Source organism: Achromobacter xylosoxidans, assembly GCF_002192695.1.
Classification (GTDB): domain Bacteria; phylum Pseudomonadota; class Gammaproteobacteria; order Burkholderiales; family Burkholderiaceae_B; genus Achromobacter; species Achromobacter xylosoxidans_C.
This window is the reverse complement of sequence record NZ_MTLG01000011.1, coordinates 281526-300259: the sequence shown is the minus strand read 5'-3', so window position 1 is coordinate 300259 and position 18734 is coordinate 281526. Positions and strand designations below refer to the sequence as shown.

Annotated in this window: 17 protein-coding genes; 13 read left to right on the top strand and 4 right to left on the bottom strand. The window is 66.0% G+C overall.

What is annotated here, in order from left to right; genetic code table 11:
* Positions 1-9: 9 nt before the first annotated feature.
* The 4 genes from BRO63_RS03805 (at position 10) to lpxC (ending at position 4603) form a co-directional block, all read left to right on the top strand.
* Positions 10-834, top strand: a complete 825-nt coding sequence (locus BRO63_RS03805) for a cell division protein FtsQ/DivIB (protein ID WP_088138601.1) — start codon at positions 10-12, stop codon at positions 832-834.
* A gap of 4 nt (positions 835-838) precedes the next feature.
* A complete protein-coding gene (ftsA, locus tag BRO63_RS03800; RefSeq protein ID WP_006217473.1) occupies positions 839-2065 on the top strand; it encodes a cell division protein FtsA in 1227 nt (408 codons plus the stop codon).
* Positions 2066-2254: 189 nt separating this feature from the next.
* Positions 2255-3439, top strand: coding sequence for a cell division protein FtsZ (ftsZ, locus tag BRO63_RS03795; protein WP_088138600.1), 1185 nt, complete (start codon positions 2255-2257; stop codon positions 3437-3439).
* 240 nt (positions 3440-3679) lie between these two features.
* Positions 3680-4603: a UDP-3-O-acyl-N-acetylglucosamine deacetylase gene (gene lpxC / locus BRO63_RS03790; protein WP_059373723.1), complete on the top strand. Its 924-nt coding sequence runs from the start codon at positions 3680-3682 to the stop codon at positions 4601-4603.
* Positions 4604-4886: 283 nt separating this feature from the next.
* Here the strand turns inward: lpxC and BRO63_RS03785 are convergent, their stop codons facing one another.
* The gene (locus tag BRO63_RS03785) at positions 4887-5294 is read right to left on the bottom strand and encodes a DciA family protein (RefSeq protein WP_088138599.1); all 408 of its coding nucleotides are present in this window, start codon (positions 5292-5294) and stop codon (positions 4887-4889) included.
* A gap of 127 nt (positions 5295-5421) precedes the next feature.
* Between BRO63_RS03785 and BRO63_RS03780 the strand changes: the two genes are divergently transcribed.
* The 6 genes from BRO63_RS03780 to BRO63_RS03755 all read left to right on the top strand — a co-directional run bounded on the left by BRO63_RS03780 (position 5422) and on the right by BRO63_RS03755 (position 13762).
* Complete coding sequence (locus BRO63_RS03780) at positions 5422-6393, top strand: M23 family metallopeptidase (protein WP_088138598.1); 972 nt, start codon at positions 5422-5424, stop codon at positions 6391-6393.
* Between the two features lie 191 nt (positions 6394-6584).
* On the top strand, positions 6585-9320 hold the full coding sequence (secA, locus tag BRO63_RS03775; protein WP_088138597.1) for a preprotein translocase subunit SecA: 2736 nt from the start codon (positions 6585-6587) through the stop codon (positions 9318-9320).
* A gap of 13 nt (positions 9321-9333) precedes the next feature.
* Entirely contained in the window at positions 9334-10053 is a 720-nt protein-coding gene (locus tag BRO63_RS03770) for a VOC family protein (RefSeq protein ID WP_088138596.1), read from the top strand.
* A gap of 210 nt (positions 10054-10263) precedes the next feature.
* Positions 10264-11019: a GntR family transcriptional regulator gene (locus tag BRO63_RS03765; RefSeq protein WP_088138595.1), complete on the top strand. Its 756-nt coding sequence runs from the start codon at positions 10264-10266 to the stop codon at positions 11017-11019.
* Entirely contained in the window at positions 11016-12005 is a 990-nt protein-coding gene (locus BRO63_RS03760) for a tripartite tricarboxylate transporter substrate binding protein (protein WP_088138594.1), read from the top strand. The genes BRO63_RS03765 and BRO63_RS03760 overlap by 4 nt, the downstream gene beginning before the upstream one ends.
* Positions 12006-12067: 62 nt before the next feature.
* Positions 12068-13762 (top strand): thiamine pyrophosphate-binding protein, encoded by a 1695-nt coding sequence (locus BRO63_RS03755; protein ID WP_088138593.1) that lies wholly within the window; start codon positions 12068-12070, stop codon positions 13760-13762.
* Here the strand turns inward: BRO63_RS03755 and BRO63_RS03750 are convergent.
* Entirely contained in the window at positions 13743-14285 is a 543-nt protein-coding gene (locus BRO63_RS03750; protein WP_088138592.1) for a cysteine dioxygenase family protein, read from the bottom strand. The two genes, BRO63_RS03755 and BRO63_RS03750, sit on opposite strands and share 20 nt — an antisense overlap.
* Positions 14286-14466: 181 nt before the next feature.
* Between BRO63_RS03750 and BRO63_RS03745 the strand changes: the two genes are divergently transcribed.
* The 3 genes from BRO63_RS03745 (at position 14467) to BRO63_RS03735 (ending at position 16552) form a co-directional block, all read left to right on the top strand.
* The gene (locus BRO63_RS03745) at positions 14467-15249 is read left to right on the top strand and encodes an SDR family NAD(P)-dependent oxidoreductase (protein ID WP_088138591.1); all 783 of its coding nucleotides are present in this window, start codon (positions 14467-14469) and stop codon (positions 15247-15249) included.
* Between the two features lie 72 nt (positions 15250-15321).
* The gene (locus BRO63_RS03740) at positions 15322-15780 is read left to right on the top strand and encodes an Lrp/AsnC family transcriptional regulator (RefSeq protein WP_088138590.1); all 459 of its coding nucleotides are present in this window, start codon (positions 15322-15324) and stop codon (positions 15778-15780) included.
* A gap of 160 nt (positions 15781-15940) precedes the next feature.
* A complete protein-coding gene (locus BRO63_RS03735; RefSeq protein ID WP_088138589.1) occupies positions 15941-16552 on the top strand; it encodes a gamma-glutamylcyclotransferase in 612 nt (203 codons plus the stop codon).
* 16 nt (positions 16553-16568) lie between these two features.
* Here the strand turns inward: BRO63_RS03735 and pagP are convergent, their stop codons facing one another.
* Both pagP and mgtE read right to left on the bottom strand, forming a co-directional pair.
* A complete protein-coding gene (gene pagP, locus BRO63_RS03730; protein WP_088138588.1) occupies positions 16569-17123 on the bottom strand; it encodes a lipid IV(A) palmitoyltransferase PagP in 555 nt (184 codons plus the stop codon).
* A gap of 129 nt (positions 17124-17252) precedes the next feature.
* A complete protein-coding gene (gene mgtE, locus BRO63_RS03725) occupies positions 17253-18725 on the bottom strand; it encodes a magnesium transporter (protein WP_088138587.1) in 1473 nt (490 codons plus the stop codon).
* Positions 18726-18734 lie beyond the last annotated feature (9 nt).

Below are 18734 nucleotides of genomic sequence, written 5' to 3'. Positions count from 1 at the left end.
GGATACTCTGTGTGGAACGACGCTCGCACCACCAACCTGATCGCCAACACGCTGGCCGTGCTGGCGGTTTGCGCCATGCTCGTCGCGGGCGTGGTGTGGGTGGCGCAACGCCCGTTCTTCACGCTGCAGGCCATCGAGCTGGAATCGATGCCGGACACCGAGCTGCACTACGTGTCCACGGGGGCGGTGCGATCGGCGATCGCGGGCCGCTTCAAGGGCAACTTCTTCACGGTGGACCTGGACGACGCGCGCGAGATCTTCGAATCGGTGCCCTGGGTCCGGCATGCCACCGTGCGGCGGATCTGGCCCAACGTGCTGCGCGTGCGGATCGAGGAACAGCAGCCCCTGGCGCTGTGGAACGAGAACCAGATGATCAACACCTGGGGCGAGGCGTTCACGGCCAACACGGGCGAGGTGGACGACGAGACCGTGCTGCCGCAGTTCTCCGGTCCGGAGGGCTCCGAATCGCTGGTCGTGCAGCGCTACGCCGAATTGGCGCGCTGGTTCGCTCCGCTGGACATGCACGTTACTCAGTTGGACCTGAGTCCGCGCTACGCCTGGCGGGTGGTGCTGTCCAACGGCATGTCGCTGGACCTGGGCCGCGATCCGGGCGCCGATGCGCCGGATCCGCATGGCCTGCCAGGCGCCTTGCCGTTCGCGGCCCGCATTCAACGTTTTGTGCAGGCGTGGCCCGCCGTGGCGGGGCGCCTGGAAGGGCGCACCGTGACGCAGGCCGATTTGCGCTATCCCAATGGTTTCGCCCTGGCGCTGGCCCCGTTGCCGCCGTCGGAAACCAAATCCAAATCCATACCGAAACCTCCCAAGAAACGCTAACGCCATGACCCGTGACATCAAGGACCTTATCGTCGCCCTCGATATCGGCACCAGCAAGGTGGTGGCTGTGGTGGCTGAAATTTTGCCTGAAGGGCGATTCGAAGTGCTGGGCCTCGGCCAGCACGAATCGCGCGGCATGCGCAAGGGCGTGGTCGTCAATATCGAGACCACTGTGAATTCCATTCAGCGCGCGCTTGAAGAAGCCGAGCTGATGGCAGATTGCAAGATTCGCGACGTCTACACCGGCATTGCCGGCAGCCATATCCGCAGCTTCAACTCCAGCGGCATGGTCGCCGTGAAGGACAAGGAAGTCACCGCCACCGACGTTGCCCGCGTCATCGAGACCGCCAAGGCGGTGAACATCCCGACCGACCAGCAGGTGCTGCACGTGCTGACGCAGGAGTTCATCGTCGACGGCCAGGAAGACATCCGCGAGCCCATCGGCATGAGCGGCCTGCGCCTGGAAGTGCGCGTGCACATCGTGACGGGCGCGGTCAGCGCGGCCCAGAACATCGTGAAGTGCGTGCGCCGCTGCGGCCTGGAAGTGCAGGACCTGATCCTGCAGCCCCTGGCCTCCAGCCTGGCCGTGCTGACCGCCGATGAAAAGGAACTCGGCGTCGTGCTGGTCGACATCGGCGGCGGCACCACCGACGTGGCCATCTTCACCGGCGGCGCGATCCGCCACACCGCCGTGTTGCCCATCGCCGGCGACCAGATCACCAACGACATCGCCGCGATGCTGCGCACGCCCACGCCCGATGCCGAGGAAATCAAGCTGCGCTACGGCGTGGCCAAGCAGGTCCTGGCCAGCCCGGACGAATCCGTGGAAGTGCCGGGCCTGGGCGACCGTGGTCCGCGCCAGGTCAAGCGCCAGGCGCTGGGCGCGGTGATCGAGCCGCGCGTGGAAGAGCTGTTCACGCTGGTGCAGCAGGTCGTGCGCGACTCCGGCTACGAGGATCTGCTGGCTTCCGGCGTGGTCTTGACCGGCGGCTCGGCGCAATTGCCCGGCATGATCGAACTGGCCGAGGACGTGTTCCTCAAGCCGGTGCGCGTGGCGGTGCCCGAATACGAAGGCAGCCTGGCCGACGTGATGCGCAATCCGCGCTTCTCGACGGTGATGGGCTTGTTGCAGGAAGCGCGGATGCAGCGCGTGCGCGGCCGCAAGGTCGCCGCCCAGACAGGCAATTTCAAGAGCCTGCTGGCGCGCATGAAGGAATGGTTCATGAACTGAGTTTTAAAGGGCAGGTTGGGGCCTGTCCTTGGTGCGGTTCGCAGCGGTATCGCGGACCGGGCCAGAAGAGGGGAGGCGCTTCAAACCCGTTGCGGGCCCGTCCGGCGACGAGTTTGAGGCGATTCACAAAACATAGGTTGGTTGGGGAATTTTTGTGATTTGCGAAATCGGACTTGTGAGGGAGTCATCATGATGAACTTTGAGATGCTTGAGAACAACACCAAAGGGACCGTTATCAAGGTCGTTGGTGTGGGCGGTGCGGGCGGCAATGCCGTGGCGCACATGATTCGCAGCGGTGTGCATGGCGTGGATTTCATCTGCGCCAACACCGATGCGCAGGCACTGGCGGCGACCAACGCCCCGGTGCAGATCCGTCTGGGCCGTACCGGCCTGGGCGCGGGCGCCAAGCCCGAGCAGGGACGCGCGTCGGCTGAAACCGCGCGCGAGGAGATCCGTGCCGCGCTGAACGGCGCGCACATGGTCTTCATCACCGCCGGCATGGGCGGTGGCACCGGCACCGGCGCAGGTCCGGTCGTGGCCGAAGTCGCCAAGGAACTGGGCATCCTGACCGTGGGCGTGGTCACCAAGCCCTTCACCTTCGAAGGCAACAAGCGCCTGAAGATGGCCGAGGACGGCATCTCGGAATTGGCCAAGCACGTGCATTCGCTCATCGTGGTGCTCAACGAGAACCTCTATGAACTGATGGACGAGGACGCGACGCAGGAAGACTGCTTCCGTTCGGCCGACGACATCCTGCACAACGCTTGCGCGGGCATCGCCGAAATCATCAACGTCGAAGGCAACGTCAACGTCGACTTCGAAGACGTCAAGACGATCATGGGCGAGCAGGGCCAGGCCATGATGGGCACGGCATCGGCTTCGGGCGCGGACCGCGCCCGCGTGGCCGCCGAGCACGCCATTGCTTGCCCGCTGCTGGAAGGCGTGGACCTGAACGGCGCTCGCGGCGTGCTGGTCAACATCACCGCTAGCCGCTCGCTGAAGATGCGCGAAACGCGCGAAATCATGGAAACGATCCGCAGCTACGCTTCGGACGACGCGACCGTGATCTTCGGCACCGCCTACGATGAAACCATGGGTGAAAACCTGCGCGTGACCGTGGTTGCGACCGGCCTGGGCCGTGCGCAAGCGCGTCCGCAGCTGGTGCAGAACACCGCTGAAGTGCTGCGTACCGGCACCGACAACATGCCCATGGGCGCGATGCCGGCCGGCGGTCAAGGCGATTACCGCAATCTGGACATGCCGTCTGTCATGCGCAATCCGCGCAGCCAGGCGTCGGCCCAGGTGCGTGCTCTGGAAAGCTCGGGCATGGATCATTTCGACATCCCGGCATTCCTGCGCAAGCAAGCGGATTGAACCTAAGGGCCGATTTTCGGCTCTAAATGCACTCCCTCACTCCGGCTTGCCTGTCCCCACGGGCGAGCCGGAGGCAGAGAGGTCCGTGTTTCCCTTGCACGGTTTCAATAAGGGACGGAGGTATCGGTCGATCCGGACGCCACATGGCGCCAGGGATCGGACAGCGTTACAATACGTCAGTTACGCCGGCAATCTGCTCGTCTTCTTGCCGGCTTCCTGGCTCAAAAACACCAAAGTCTCATGTTCCGACAGCGCAGCATTCAGAATCTCGTCCGCACGACAGGCGTCGGCGTCCACTCCGGACGGCGGGTCGAGCTCACCTTGCGCCCGGCACAACCGAATACGGGCATCGTTTTCCACCGCGTCGATCTGCCGCAGGTCGTGGACCTGCCCGCGCAGGCCACTGGCGTGGGCGATACGCGCATGGCTTCGGTGCTGCAGCAGGGCAATGTCCGCGTGTCGACGGTGGAACACCTGATGTCGGCCCTGGCCGGCCTGGGCATCGACAACCTGCATATCGACCTCACTGCCGAAGAAGTCCCCATCATGGACGGCAGTGCGGCCACGTTTGTCTATCTGTTGCGCTCGGCGGGCATTGTCGAGCAGAACGCGCCCAAGCAGTTCATCCGCGTCCTGAAGCCCGTGGAAGTGCGCGAAGGCGAAGGCCGCAACGAAAAATGGGCGCGCCTGGAACCCCACGAGGGCTACGCGCTGGCGTTCTCGATCGATTTCCGCCACCCCGCCATCGACTCTACGGCCAATTTCGCCGAGATCGATTTCGCGACGCACTCGTATGTGCGTGAAATCGCCCGCGCGCGCACTTTCGGCTTCGTCAACGAAGTCGAGGCCTTGCGCTCCATGGGCCTGGCCCGCGGCGGCAGCCTGGACAACGCCATCGTCATGGACGAGTACCGCGTGCTCAACAGCGACGGGCTGCGCTACGACGACGAGTTTGTAAAGCACAAGATCCTGGACGCCATTGGCGACCTGTATCTGCTGGGCAAGCCCCTGGTGGCGCGCTACGTCGCGTGCAAGTCGGGCCATGGCTTGAACAACCAGCTGGCCCGCGCGCTGCTGGAGCAGCGCGACGCCTGGGAACTGATCACCTACGAATCCCAGGCAGAGGCGCCGCAGGCGTTTCGCCACGAATGGCAGCTGGCCTAGAGGGTCAGCCCCCCTTGCCCGCTGACGCGGGCCTCCTCAGGCGGGCCCCCCTCAGGCGGGCCCCCTCAAGGGGCGAGGTCTGCGGACCGGCAAAGCCGGCTCCCGCGACGTCCGCGCTATCATCTTGCGCGCCCAGGCCCTGAGCACTCCCAGAGGATGGCGACGGTTGCCATCCTCTAGCGCTTAAGGCGCAAACCGGCGGTAAACCATGGTATCGATCCGTCCGAGAACTTGGTTTCGCTTCGTTTCCGGGCGTGCCGGATCAAGGACAACCCTGCCGGCTTCAGCTACTCTTGTGGTGCTTCAGTAGCTTGGCGACCGCGTCGGCCAGAGGTCCGGGCCGCAGGTTGCCGTGCAGTGTCTCGAACGCGCCCAGGGCGGTGTCGCCCAGCGGTTGCGCCTCTTTGGGAGGGCGCGGCTGGCGGGCGCCAGGCTTGGGCAAACCCGCTTGTACCTTGACGGCGATTTCGTTAAGGTTCCAGCCTTGGTCTGCCAGGGTCCGCGCAATGCGCGGAGCCAGTTGACGCATCTTCGCCGCATGCGCGGCACTAGGCACCACCAGGTGCAGGCACTGGTTTTCCAGTTTGCCCACCTGGCACACGGCGCCCAGCGGGGCGGGCAGAACCGCCGCCACCGCATACTGGATTTGCAAGTGCTTGCGGGCGGTCGCCAGAACGCCGGCGCCCCGCATGTCATGACCCAGCCATCCCAGGGCGGTATCTTCTTTCCGCCGGCTGGAACTGGAACGTTGACGGTATGAAGTGGGTCTATTCATGCCGGCTCTAAGAATTAGGAAGCAAACCTTGAAAATCGTGATTATGCACGCCCGCGACGGGCGGGACGGGCATTTCACCCTGGGCGGCGCGCGCCTCGCGCTGTTTCTGGGGGGCGCCTTGATCACGGCCGCCATTTTTGGCGCCGCCTTACAACGATACCTTACTCCGATCCTGCCGGCCGTACATGCCGTGGGCTGGCCCCTGGCGGGCCAACCCGGGCGCGACGCCGATTTCCTGCGCGGCAATATGAATCTGCTGGCCGCCAAGGTCGGCGCGCTGCAGGCCAAGCTGGTAAGCATCGACGGATTGGGCCAGCGCGTGGCCAAGGTGGCCGGCGTGGCCTACACCGATCCCGAGCTGGCCAAGCAGTTGGCCGTGGCGCAGCCCGAGGCGCTGACCCAGCCCGAAGCCACCCAGGTCATGGACGATCTGTTCACGGATCATCCGCCGCCCAGCGCGGCCTCGGCCGAGGCGCTGGGCCGCCAGCTCGACGAGATCCAGGCCAGGCTGGCCCAGCAGTCGGACAATCTGAAGCTGCTGGACGCGGCGCTGACCAAGCGCTCGGCGGACCAGGCGCGCATGCCGACCGCCATGCCGATTACCGACTACCCCTATCTCAGCTCGTCGTATGGCTGGCGCCGCAACCCGGTGACCGGCCGCAGCGCCATGCACGAAGGCCTGGATTTCGCCGCGCCTCCGGGGACGCCCATCCTGGCGGCTTCCGGCGGCGTCGTGCTGGAGTCCAAGTTCCAGCCCGGCTACGGCAATATGGTCGAGATCGATCACGGCGATGGCCTGATCACCCGTTACGCCCACGCTTCCTCCCTGATGGTGAAGCAGGGGCAGCTGGTCGAACGCGGCCAGCAAGTGGCCCGCGTGGGCAGTTCCGGCCGTTCCACCGGCCCGCATTTGCACTTCGAAGTCCGCCTGGCCGGGCAGCCGCTGGACCCGCGGCTGTTCCTGGGGCCGCACCAGACCGCGCCGCCTTCGGCGGTAGCTCACGCCGCCCAGTGAACCTGGGCGGTCCGCGCCGGTCAAACCGGCCGGCAGTGCTACCCTGGCCATAGGTTCAGGCTATTGCGCTCCAGGTGCGTTAAACTGGTTCGTTTCCCAGCGGACCCCCGCTCAACCAATAACATCAAGTCACGGGTGACGCTGCTCCGGCCTTTCGTGGGCGCGGCGTGGCTCGTGCGGCCGACATACGCATGGTTTCTCTGCTCAAAAAACTCATAGGCAGCCGCAACGACCGGCTGCTTAAGCAGTATCGCAAGCTGGTAACCCAGATCAACGGGCTCGAGCCCAAGATCTCCGCGCTCTCCGACGCGGAGCTGGCGGCCAAAACCGAGGAATTCCGTTCCCGTCACGCCCAGGGCACTTCCCTGGACGACCTGCTGCCCGAAGCCTTCGCGGTTGTGCGCGAAGCGGGCAAGCGGGTGTTCGGCATGCGCCACTTCGATGTGCAGATGCTGGGCGGCATCGCCCTGCACAGCGGCAAGATCGCCGAAATGCGCACGGGCGAAGGCAAGACCCTGATGGCGACGCTGCCGGTCTACCTGAACGCGATCGCCGGCAAGGGCGTGCACGTGGTCACGGTGAACGACTACCTGGCCCGCCGCGACGCCGAATGGATGGGGCGCCTGTACCACTTCCTGGGCCTGAGCACGGGCGTGGTGGTGCCGCAGCAGCCCAACGAGGAAAAGAAGGCGGCGTATCTCGCCGACATCACCTACGGCACCAATAACGAATTCGGCTTCGACTACCTGCGCGACAACATGGAATACCGTGTTGAAGACCGTCGCCAGCGCGGCCTGTTCTATGCCATCGTCGACGAAGTGGACTCGATCCTGATCGACGAGGCCCGCACGCCGCTGATCATCTCCGGCCAGGCCGAAGACCACACCGAACTCTACGTCCGCATGAACGCGGTGCCGCCGCTGCTCAAGCGCATGGCGCACGAGCCCAAGCCGCAGGAGCCGGAACCCGAAGGCGACTACTGGGTCGACGAAAAGAGCCAGCAAGTCTATCTGTCCGAAGCCGGACACGAGAACGCCGAAGGCATCCTGTCGCGCCTGGGCATCTTGCCGGAAGGCGAGTCGCTGTACGACCCGCGCCATATTGCGCTGATGCATCACCTGATGGTGGCGCTGCGCGCCAACACGCTGTTCTTCCGCGACCAGCAGTACGTGGTGCAGGACGGCGAAGTGGTGATCGTCGACGAATTCACTGGCCGCCTGATGGTGGGCCGCCGCTGGTCCGACGGCCTGCACCAGGCGGTCGAGGCCAAGGAAGGCGTGAAGATCCAGCACGAGAACCAGACGCTGGCGTCGATCACGTTCCAGAACTACTTCCGCATGTACGAAAAGCTGTCCGGCATGACCGGCACGGCGGATACGGAAGCCTACGAATTCCAGGAAATCTACGGGCTTGAAACGGTCATCATCCCGACCAACAAGCCCATGGTCCGCAAGGACCAGAACGACCAGGTCTTCAAGACCGACGGCGAAAAGTACAACGCCATCCTCGAAGATATCCGCGACTGCCACGAACGCGGCCAGCCGGTGCTGGTGGGTACCACCAGCATCGAGAACTCCGAGCTGCTGTCGGGCCTGCTGAAGAAGGCCAAGCTGCCGCACGAAGTGCTGAACGCCAAGCAGCACGCCCGCGAAGCCGAGATCGTCGCCGAAGCCGGCAAGCCGGGCCACATCACCATCGCCACCAATATGGCGGGCCGCGGCACTGACATCGTGCTGGGCGGCAGCGTCGACAAGCAGGTCGACCTGATCCGCGCCGACGAGTCGCTGTCCGACGCTGAAAAGGAAGCGCGCATCGCGAAGGTGCGCGCCGACTGGAAGCCGCTGAATGAGCAGGTCAAGGCCGCTGGCGGCCTGCGCATCATCGGCACCGAACGCCACGAATCGCGCCGTATCGACAACCAGCTGCGCGGCCGTGCCGGCCGCCAGGGCGATCCGGGCTCGTCGCGCTTCTATCTGTCGCTGGAAGACTCGCTGATGCGCATCTTCGCGGGCGACCGCGTGCGCGCCATCATGGAACGCCTGAAGCTGCCCGAGGGCGAGCCCATCGAGGCCGGCATGGTGACGCGTTCGATCGAGACCGCGCAGCGCAAGGTGGAAGGCCGCAACTTCGACATCCGCAAGCAGTTGCTGGAGTACGACGACGTCGCCAACGACCAGCGCAAGGTGCTGTATTCGCAGCGCAATGACGTGCTGGAGGCGGCCAGCGTGGGCGCCACCGTGCAGAACCTGCGCGACGCCGCCGTGACCGAGATGTTCAACACCTACGTGCCGCCGGAGTCGGTGGAAGAACAGTGGGACGTGCCGGCGCTGCAGAAGGCGCTGGAGGCCGATTGGCACCTGCAGCTGCCGCTGACGGAAATGCTGGAAAAGGAAACCAACCTGACCGACGACGAGCTGCGCGAACGCGTGGTGGGCGCGGCGCGCGACGCCTATCAGGCCAAGGTCGACCAGGTGGGCACGGAATCGTGGTCGCAGTTCGAGCGTTCGATCATGCTGCAGGCCATCGACACGCACTGGCGTGAGCACCTGTCGGCGCTGGACTACCTGCGCCAGGGCATCCATCTGCGCGGCTATGCGCAGAAGAATCCCAAGCAGGAATACAAGCGCGAAGCCTTCGAACTGTTCTCGGGCATGCTGGACCGCATCCGCGACGACGTGGTCCGGGTGCTGATGACGGTGCGCGTGCAGTCGCAGGAACAGGTCGAACAGGCCGAGGCGGAAGCGGCGCAGCCGCACGTGCAGAACGTGCAGTACCACCATTCCGACTACGACGAAGCGCTGGCCCAGTCCGAACCGGACAGCGGCGCCCAGCCCGTGCGCAATGCCTTGCCCAAGGTCGGCCGCAACGACCCGTGCCCTTGCGGCAGCGGCAAGAAGTACAAGCAGTGCCACGGCAAGCTCGTCTGATCCAGGAGCCATCATGCTGCATGCCGTCGGCCGCACTGAATTCGACCATGCCGTGGTCATGGTGCGAGACCGGCTGGATGCGCTGGCCCCGCATTTTGAACGCCAGGGGTTTCACCTCAGCGACAAGGCGGTGCACAACCTGGGGTCGTGCAACCGGCTGATCGTGCTGGAAGGCACCTATGTCGAGCTGCTGGGCTGGCCGCCCGGCGCGCCGCCCGCCCGCAAGGAAATCGCCGACTCGCCGTTCGGGCTGGAGGCGCTGGTGTTCCGCACCCATGACGCCGAAGCCACCCGCGAGCGCCTGTTGGCGGCTGGGTTCGCCGTCAACCCGGTCCAGGAGCTGAGCCGTCCCGCCATGCTGGACGGCCAGGAAGTCCAGGCCCGTTTCCACACCGTGCGTTTCGCCGAGCAGCCCTTGCCTGGCATCCGCATGTATTTCTGCCGCCATCTGACGCCCGAATGCGTGTGGTCGCCTGAACTCATGGCGCATCCCAACGGCGCGCGCAGCCTGCTGCGCATCGACGCCCGGGCGCCCGACGCGCGCGCGGTCGCCGAGCGCCTGGCGTTGGTAGCCGGCGTGGGCGCCGAAGCCGCAAGCGGCGGCTGGGACGTGCCGCTGGCAAACCTGCGCATCCATGTGAGCCAGGATGCGGCGGCGGCGGGGCCCACGCTTTCGACGCTGACCCTGGAAAACAAGGACGGCGCCCACTACACGCTGGATACCGGCCTGTAAGCGCCAGGCGGCAGGCGCCGCAGCAAGAACACGCTGCCCGCAACGTTACGCGTTGCGGGCTTTTTTTCGTTCCGCGTCTGCCGACCGCGGCGTCTGGGAGCAAGGCTGGCAGCAGTCGGCGTCCGGGGAAACCCGGGTTGTTGCTCAAAGTGTATGCACTTTAGTATGCAGTTCATTCCCGACGATTCAACCGAACCCAGGTGATCCGGCATGACGCAATCCTCAATCGCAATCCGGCCTGCGGCGCGCACCAAGGAAGCGCAGGCGGAGCTGTACGGCGCGGTCAAGGCCATGGCCGTGCGTTTCGAATTCAAGCCCGGCGAACGCATCAACGAGGTGGAGCTGGCCCGCAGGCTGAACGTCAGCCGCACGCCGCTGCGCGAGGTGCTGAACCAGCTGATGGTCGAAGGTTTCCTGACCCGCTCGGTCAACCGCGGCTTTATTGCCCGTCTGCTCGACGCCAAGCAGATCCACAGCCTCTACGAGTACCGCGCCGTGCTCGAGGCTGGCATCGTGCGCGCGGCCTGCGAGCGCGCCAGCGACGAAGAGCTGGCCAGCCTGCGTGAATTCGTCGAGCGCTCCCGCGACGTATCCGAGGACAGCGACGCCACCCGCCTGCTGGAACTGGACGAGGCCTTCCATCTGACGCTGGCGCGCTACTCGCGCAACGAGGAATTCGTGCGCGCGCTGGAAAGCGTCAACGCCCGCATCCATTTCGTGCGCTGGATCGACATGCAGCAGGGGCGGCGCAGTCATACCCAGGGCGAACACCTGCGCATCGTCGAGGCGCTGCAGCGGCGCGACGTCGACGCCTTGCCGGGCATGATGAGCGCGCACATCGGCCGCCGCCTGGATCAGATCACCGACGTCATACGCACGGGTTTTTCCACGATTTACATGCGGGACCAGGCCGAACCCGCCACGGCAGCGCCGGCCAACACCATACAAGCAGGGGAAAAGCTATGAATCACGGGATAAAGCGCGGATTGGCTGCGCTATGCATGCTGTCCGCCACCGCGGGCGCCTTCGTCGCCGCGCCGGCCGCCGCCGCGGAAGAGCGGCCGCTGGTGCTGGTCGTGCCGTATCCGCCCGGAGGCAGCACCGACATCCTGGCGCGCATCCTGCAGCCGCGCCTGTCTCAGCAACTGGGCGGCCGCGCCGTCGTGGTCGAGAACCGGCCGGGGGCGGCCAGCCAGATCGCCACGGCCTTCGTCGCGCGCGCCGAACCCGACGGCAACACGCTGCTGGTCAGCTTCGACAACCACGGCATCAACCCTGCCGTGAAGCCCAAGCTGCCCTACGACACCTTCAAGGACTTCGTCGCCATTTCGCAGACGGTGCGCTTTCCGCTGGTGCTGGGCGCCAACCCCAGCGTGCCGGGGGACAACCTGAAGGAATTCCTGGCCGCGGCCGCCAAGCAGCCGCCCAACAAGTTCAATTACGCCTCCACCGGCGTGGGATCGCTGAACCACCTGGCGCCCGAAGAGCTCAAGCGCCTGTCCAAGGTCGAGCTGCTGCATGTGCCCTACGGCGGCGGCGGACCGGCCATCCAGGCGGTGGTGGGCGGCCAGGCCAGCATGACCTGGCTGAGTTTCGCCGCCCTGCGCGGCCAGATCCAGGCCGGCAAGATCAAGCCGCTGGCGGTGGCGGGCGACAAGCGCCTGCCCGATCTGCCCAACGTGCCGACCGTGGCGGAATCCGGCTTCCCCGGCTTTGTCGCCTATTCCTGGAGCGGCATGTTCGCGCCCAAGGGCACGCCGGAAGCGACCGTGAAAAAGCTGACCGCCGACTTCAAGGCCGTGCTGGCCGACCCGGAAATCCGCAAGAAGATAACGGACGCGGGCTTCGAGATCGTGGCCTCCGACGGTCCGGCGCTGGACGCCTACGTCAAGTCGGAATACGACCGTTGGAGCGCCTTCATCAAGAGCAGCAACATCAATCTGGACAACTGAACGATTCGCGGCCCGACGCCGGAGCGCGCGGCCGCGATGCGTGCAACACAAGTGGAGATGACATGGAAAACATGACCGGCGCCGAAGCCATGGTGCGCATGCTGCAGCACAACGGCGTCAAGCACATATTCGGCCTTTGCGGCGATACCAGCCTGCCGTTCTACGACGCGCTGTACCGCCTGGACCACGGCATGCAGCACATCCTGACGCGCGACGAGCGCAGCGCCGGCTACATGGCGGACGCCTATGCCCGCGTGACCGGCAAGGTCGGCGTGTGCGAAGGCCCCAGCGGCGGCGGCGCGACCTATCTGCTACCGGGCCTGGTGGAGGCCAACGAATCATCCATTCCGGTGCTTGGCATCACCTCGGACGTGGCGGTGGGCTCGCGCGGCAAGTATCCGTTGACCGAGCTGGACCAGGAAGCGCTGTACCGTCCGCTGACCAAGTGGAACCGCAGCATCGACCGCGCCGACCAGATCCCCGGCATGGTGCGCGCGGCCTTCCGCGCCATGACGACCGGCAAGCCGGGCGCCGCCCATCTGTGCTTTCCGTATGACGTGATGAAGCAGCAGGTCGACGCGTCCGATGTCTGGGCCCAGCCCGAGCATGGGCGTTTCCCGGCGATGCGCTACGCGCCGGATCCCCTGGACGTCGCGCGCGCCGCGCAGCGGCTGGTCAGCGCGCGGGCGCCGGTGATCATCTGCGGCGGGGGCGTGGTCATCGCCGGCGCCAGCGGCGCCTTGCAGGAGCTGGCCGAATCGCTCAAGGCCGCGGTCTGCGTGACCGTGAGCGGGCAGGGCAGCCTGGCCGACAATCATCCCCTGAATGCGGGCGTGGTCGGCTCCAACGGCGGCGTGATGGCGACGCGCGACGTGGTGGCCGCGGCCGACGTGGTGCTGTTCGTCGGCTGCCGCGCGGGCTCCACCTCGACCGAGCACTGGCGCTTCCCCAACCGCGACGTGCCGATCCTGCACATCGACATCGATCCCATGGTGATCGGCGCCAATTACCTGACCGAAGTCGGCATGGTGGGTGATGCCAAGCTGGCGCTGGAAGCCCTGGGCGTGGAGGTGGCGGCGCGCCTGGCGCACCGTCCTTCGGACGCGGCCGACGGCGCGGTGCTGGCCGGCCGCGCCAAGGAGGCGCGCCGGGCGCAGCTGGAACCGCTGGCCAACAGCCTGGACGCGCCCATCCGCCCCGAGCGCGTGGTGCAGTCCTTGAACCGCCTGCTGCCCGACGACGCGGTGGTCTGCGCCGACCCCGGCACGCCTTGTCCGTATTTTTCCGCCTACTACGACGTGTCGCGCCCCGGCCGGCACTTCATCACCAACCGCGCGCACGGCGCGTTGGGCTTCTCGATGTCGGCTGCCCTGGGCGCCTGGGTGGGGCGGCCCCAGTCCAAGTGCGTGTCGGTGATGGGCGACGGCAGCTTCGGCTTCACGGTGGGCGAACTGGAAACCATCGTGCGGCACAAGGCGCCGCTGCTGATGGTGGTGTTCTCGAACTCGGTTTACGGCTGGATCAAGGCCAGCCAGAAGGCGGGCTACGACAAGCGCTACTACAGCGTGGACTTCAACCGCACCGACCATGCCCGCATCGCCGAGGCCTATGGCGTGAAGGCCTGGCGCGTGGAGGATCCTGCCAAGCTGGATGCCGCCATCAAGGCAGCGATGGAGCATGACGGCCCGGCGCTGATCGACGTGGTGGCGCAGCCCCTGCAGGATGCGGCCGCGCCGGTCAGCCAGTGGATGGGTTGACGCTGTCCACCAGGTGATTGACGCCGGTGCAGAGGTCGTCCCGGGCCACGCCGTAGATGTGCAGCGATACGGCGATGTCCGGGCCGGCATTGCCCAGCCGGTGGATCTGGCGCAGTCCCTGCGTGGCGGTGACGATATCGCCCGGACGGCGCGCCACGGTGCCGCAGGCTCGGGCGATGGCGGACTCCTGATCCCAGCGGTAGTGGGTCTCGGCGAGTTCGCCCTGCAGCACCTGGTAGGTGCACCAGGTCTTATGGCCATGCACCGGGCTGTACTGGCCGGGCCGCCAGATCAGGTAGGCCACGGTGAAGGCGCCATGCGGATCGGCATAGGCGATATGGCGGGCGTAGGACTCGGCCCGTCCGCCGCGGAGTTCCGCGGGCAGGTTCTGCAGCATGTCGCCCGCGTTGGCGACGCTGGCGGCCAGGTCGCGCAGCAGCGCGCGCGCGGCGTTCAATTGGGCCGCCTGCACCGATGCGCATAGCGATTGCAGGTCACCGCCGGCGAGTTGGATGGAAGACATGGCAGGCCTCCAGGCAGAGTTTCCATGGTAGGAGCTTGCGCTGGAATGCCTTTGCCAAATTGGGCGCGCCAGAGGCGCGGATTGGAAAAAAATTCCATCCTGCCTGGGAGCCCGGCGCTCCTATACTGGTCCGATTGGGCGCAATCGCTGCGCGGGCAGCGCAATGACAGGAGAGTCAGGCATGGATCTGGGGATCAGCGGCAAGACGGCACTGGTATTTGGCGGCAGCCGCGGCATGGGCCGGGCGTGCGCCCTGCAACTGGCGCGGGAAGGCGTGGCGGTCACGATCGCCGCCCGCAACCCGGCCACGCTGGAGCAGGCCGCGGCCGAAATATCGCATGAAACCGGGATCGGGGTGGGTTGGGTGTCGGCCGACCTGACGCAGGCGCGGGGCCGGGACGCGGCCATGGCCGCCTGTCCCCATCCGGACATCCTGATCAACAACGCGGACGGGCCGCTGCCGGGCGACTTCCGCAACTGGAGCCACGACGACTGGATTGCCGCGCTGGATGCCATGATGCTGGGGCCCATTGATATGATCCGGCGCGTCGTGGACGGAATGATCGAGCGGCGCTTCGGGCGCATCGTGAACATCGTGTCGCGCAGCGTGAAGGCGCCGCATGCCGAACTCGGCCTGTCCAATGGCGCGCGTTCGGGCCTGGTCGGCTTCGTCAGCGGGCTGGCGCGCCAGACCGTGAGGCACAACGTCACCATCAACAATCTGCTGCCTGGCGCCTTCGCCACGGACGCGCAGGCCAGACACATACAAGGCATGCTGGAACAGTCAGGCGGCAAGAGTTTCGAGCAGCTCTGGGACGAGCGCGGACGCGCCAATCCGGCAGGCCGCTATGGCCAGCCCGAAGAGCTGGGCGCCCTGTGCGCCTATGTCTGTTCCGCGCAGGCCGGCTACATGACCGCGCAGAACATCCTGATCGACGGCGGCGGCTACCCCGGGACCTACTGAAGTCCGGCGGCGCAGGCTGGACGCGGGCAGGCGGAACAGGCAACATTGGGGCCGATCCAGCCGAGGAACCCCATGGACCAGACGGACATCAAGATACTGGCCTTGCTGCAGAAGGACGCCACCTGTTCGGTCGCCGAGATCGCCGAGCAGGTGCATCTGTCCGTCACGCCCTGCTGGCGCCGCATCCAGAAGCTGAAGGATGACGGCGTCATCGCCCGCAACGCCATCTTGCTGGATCCCTGCGCGCTGGGCCTGAACCTGACGGTGTTCGTGTCCATCAAGACCAGCCAGCACAACGAGAAATGGACCCAAAGCCTGATCAACGCCGTGATGGCCTTGCCCAACGTGGTGGAGTTCCACCGCATGGCGGGCGACGTCGATTATCTGCTCAAGGTCGTGGTCGAGGACATGGCGGCCTATGACCGCTTCTACCGCCGCCTGATCGCCGCCGTGGACCTGCTGGACGTCAGCGCCAGCTTCTCGATGGAAGTCATCAAAAGCACCACCGAATTGCCGCTGAATGCGGTGTAGGCGGGCGCGCGCAATTTTTTTTCCATGGCAGGGGCCGCCGGGGATGCAAATTCCATTCGGCCCGCCGGCCGGCCCTCATCACGCAATTCTTTTGCGCAAGCTACGGCGTAGGATATCCCCCACTCCCATCATGGGATGAATCGGGATATCAGAGGACCCTATGTCGTTGGCAGTACCCGCCGGCTGTGCCGGTACGGCAAATTCGCGGCGCGCGCTTTCGGTGGATGACCTGCTGGTCGGCTGGAACGGCGTCGACGACCTGTGGGTGTTCGCCTACGGTTCCCTGATCTGGCATCCCGGTTTCGCCTGGCGCGAACGCCGGTTGGCGACGGTGCGAGGCTACCACCGGTCGCTTTGCCTGTGGTCGCACGACCATCGCGGCTCGCCCGACAATCCTGGCCTGGTGTTCGGCCTGGACCGCGGCGGCTGCTGCCGCGGCGTGGCTTTCCAGATTGCCGCCTGCGACGTGCCCGCGGTGTTCCAGGCGCTCTGGCGCCGGGAAATGGTCACTGGCGCCTACGCGCCGCGCTGGCTCACCTGCCATACCGAAGCCGCTCCCGTGCGCGGGCTGGTGTTCCTGTTGAACCGGGCCTGCCAGGAGTACGCGGCCGGCCTGAGCGACGACCGCCTGCTCGCCTCGGTGCGCAATGCCGTGGGGCATTCGGGGCCTTGCCTGGATTATGTCGTGGAGACCGAGCGCGCCTTGCGCGCGCACGGCATCGACGATTGGCGCCTGGGCGATCTGGTGCGCAGGCTGGGCCAGGCGTTCTGACGCCTGGAGCGGCGCATCAGAAGCGCCAGCGGCCGAACATGAACAGCACGTTGCCCGCGCCGGCAGACCCTGGAATGTAGGTCGCGTAGAGCATCGTGTCCTTGTAGCTGGCGCTCACCAGCGGCAGGATGCCGGGAAACGGCACGTAGCTCATGATGTCGTGGCGCGCCGTCAGGAAGACGGTGTAGCCCGCGCCCAGCCGGACGTTTTCGCTGACCCGCCCGATCTTCAGGAAACCGTAGCCGGCGATGGGTTCGATCTTGCTGTGCGAATCCAGGAAGGCCATGGCGTACAGGCCCTGCCAGTCGCCGTCTTCGTCGTAGATGCTGCGGCCGTAGCCGCCGCCCCAGGCCAGCTCGTTGAAGCTGTCGATCTTCTCTTTGCTGTAGGTGGCGCGGTTGTGCCAGGAGTAGCCGGTGAAGTACAGGTCATTGCCGCCTTCGGTCCAGATCTGGTCCAGGCGGTTGCAGGCGGACTGGGCCCATGAGGGCATGCTGTCACAGGCTTGGGCGGTGGCGGCGAAGGTGGCGAGCAGCAGGCAAAGGATTGCCGCCCGGAATCTTGCGGTCATTGTGGGCACTGAAAGGGTAAAGATGACAATCCCATTACTGTAATGGAAGGGTCGTCCTCAACCCTGTCAGCTAGCTGTCAAGCAGGCGCCGCCAGAGGGAAGCTCTCTTTTCTTGCTGTTGTATCCGGGCTACAGCAGGAAGATCGTCGCCAGGCCCAGAAAGATGAAGAACCCCAGCGAATCGGTAGCGAAGGTCAGCAGCACCGAAGAACCCATCGCCGGATCCTTGCCGAAGCGGGCGCGCACCATCGGCACCAGCACGCCCACCGACGCGCCGACCAGCATGTTGCAGATCATGGCGGCCATCATCACCAGAGCGATGGACAACGAGTGCGAGATCGCCCAGGCGAACAAGGCGGCGACCAGGCTGCCGCAAAGCCCCACCATCAAGGTGACCAGGAGCTCGCGCTTGACCAGCTGCCACAGGTTGCGGCCGGTAATGCGGCCCATGGCCAGGGCCCGGATGATCAGGGTCATGGTCTGGTTGCCGGAGTTGCCGCCGATGCCGGCCACGATGGACATCAGGAACGCCAGGATCACGATCTGGCTGACCGTGCCTTCGAATTGGGATGCCACGAAGGAGGCCGTGGCGGCGGTACAGAGATTGAACAGCAGCCAGGGGGCGCGGTTGCGCAAGGCCGTGGACACCGGTGCGAAGATGTCTTCTTCCTGCAGACCGGCGCGCGACAGCGCCTGTTCCTGGGAGTCTTCGCGCATCACGTCCACCACGTCGGCGATGGTCACGCGGCCGATCAGGCGGCCCTGGTCGTCCATGACCGGCGCGGAGACCAGGTCGTAGCGTTCGAAGGCGCCGGCGGCGTCGGCGTCGGAGTCCAGCGGATTGAGCGTCAGGAAGTCCGAGTTCATGACGGCGCGCACTTCGGTTTCGGGCTCGCTGACCAGCAGCTTGGACAGGGGCAGGATGCCCTGCAGCTTGTCCTGGCGGTCCACCACGAAGATCTGGTCGGTGTGGTCCGGTAGTTCATGCAGCCGGCGCAGGTAGCGCAGCACCACTTCCAGCGTCACGTCCTCGCGCACCCGGACCATCTCGAAGTCCATGATCGCGCCGACGCTGTCTTCCGGATAGCCCATGGCTTCCAGCAGCTGCGCGCGTTCCTCTTCGGTCAGGCCCTTCTGGACTTCGGCCACCACGTCGGGCGGCAAGTCGGGCGCCAGGTCGGCCAGCTCGTCGGCGTCCATGTTGCCGGTGGCGGCAACCAGGTCCTGGCGGTCCATCGCCTCGATCAGCGATTCCCGCACCCAGTCTTCGACTTCCAGCAGCACGTCCGCGTCGTGCTCGGGGCTGACCAGCTTCCAGATGGCTTGCCGTTCGTCCTTGGGCAGCGATTCCAGGATGAAGGCGATGTCGGCCGGATGCAGCCCGTCCAGCAGGGTCTTGAGTTCGGCCTCGTGCTGGCGGTGCACCAGGTCCTCGACCAGCGAGGCCTTGGAATCGCCTTCTTCCTGGCGATGCACCAGGTCGGCCACCAGCTGCTGGCGGCGCAGGCGTTCCTGCACCTCCGCCAGGGCGTGTTGGGCGTCTTCCGGGTCGAGGCGGCGGGGCGTCGCGGGCGGTTTCTGCGCGGCGGCGGACTGCGTCATGCGTTACGG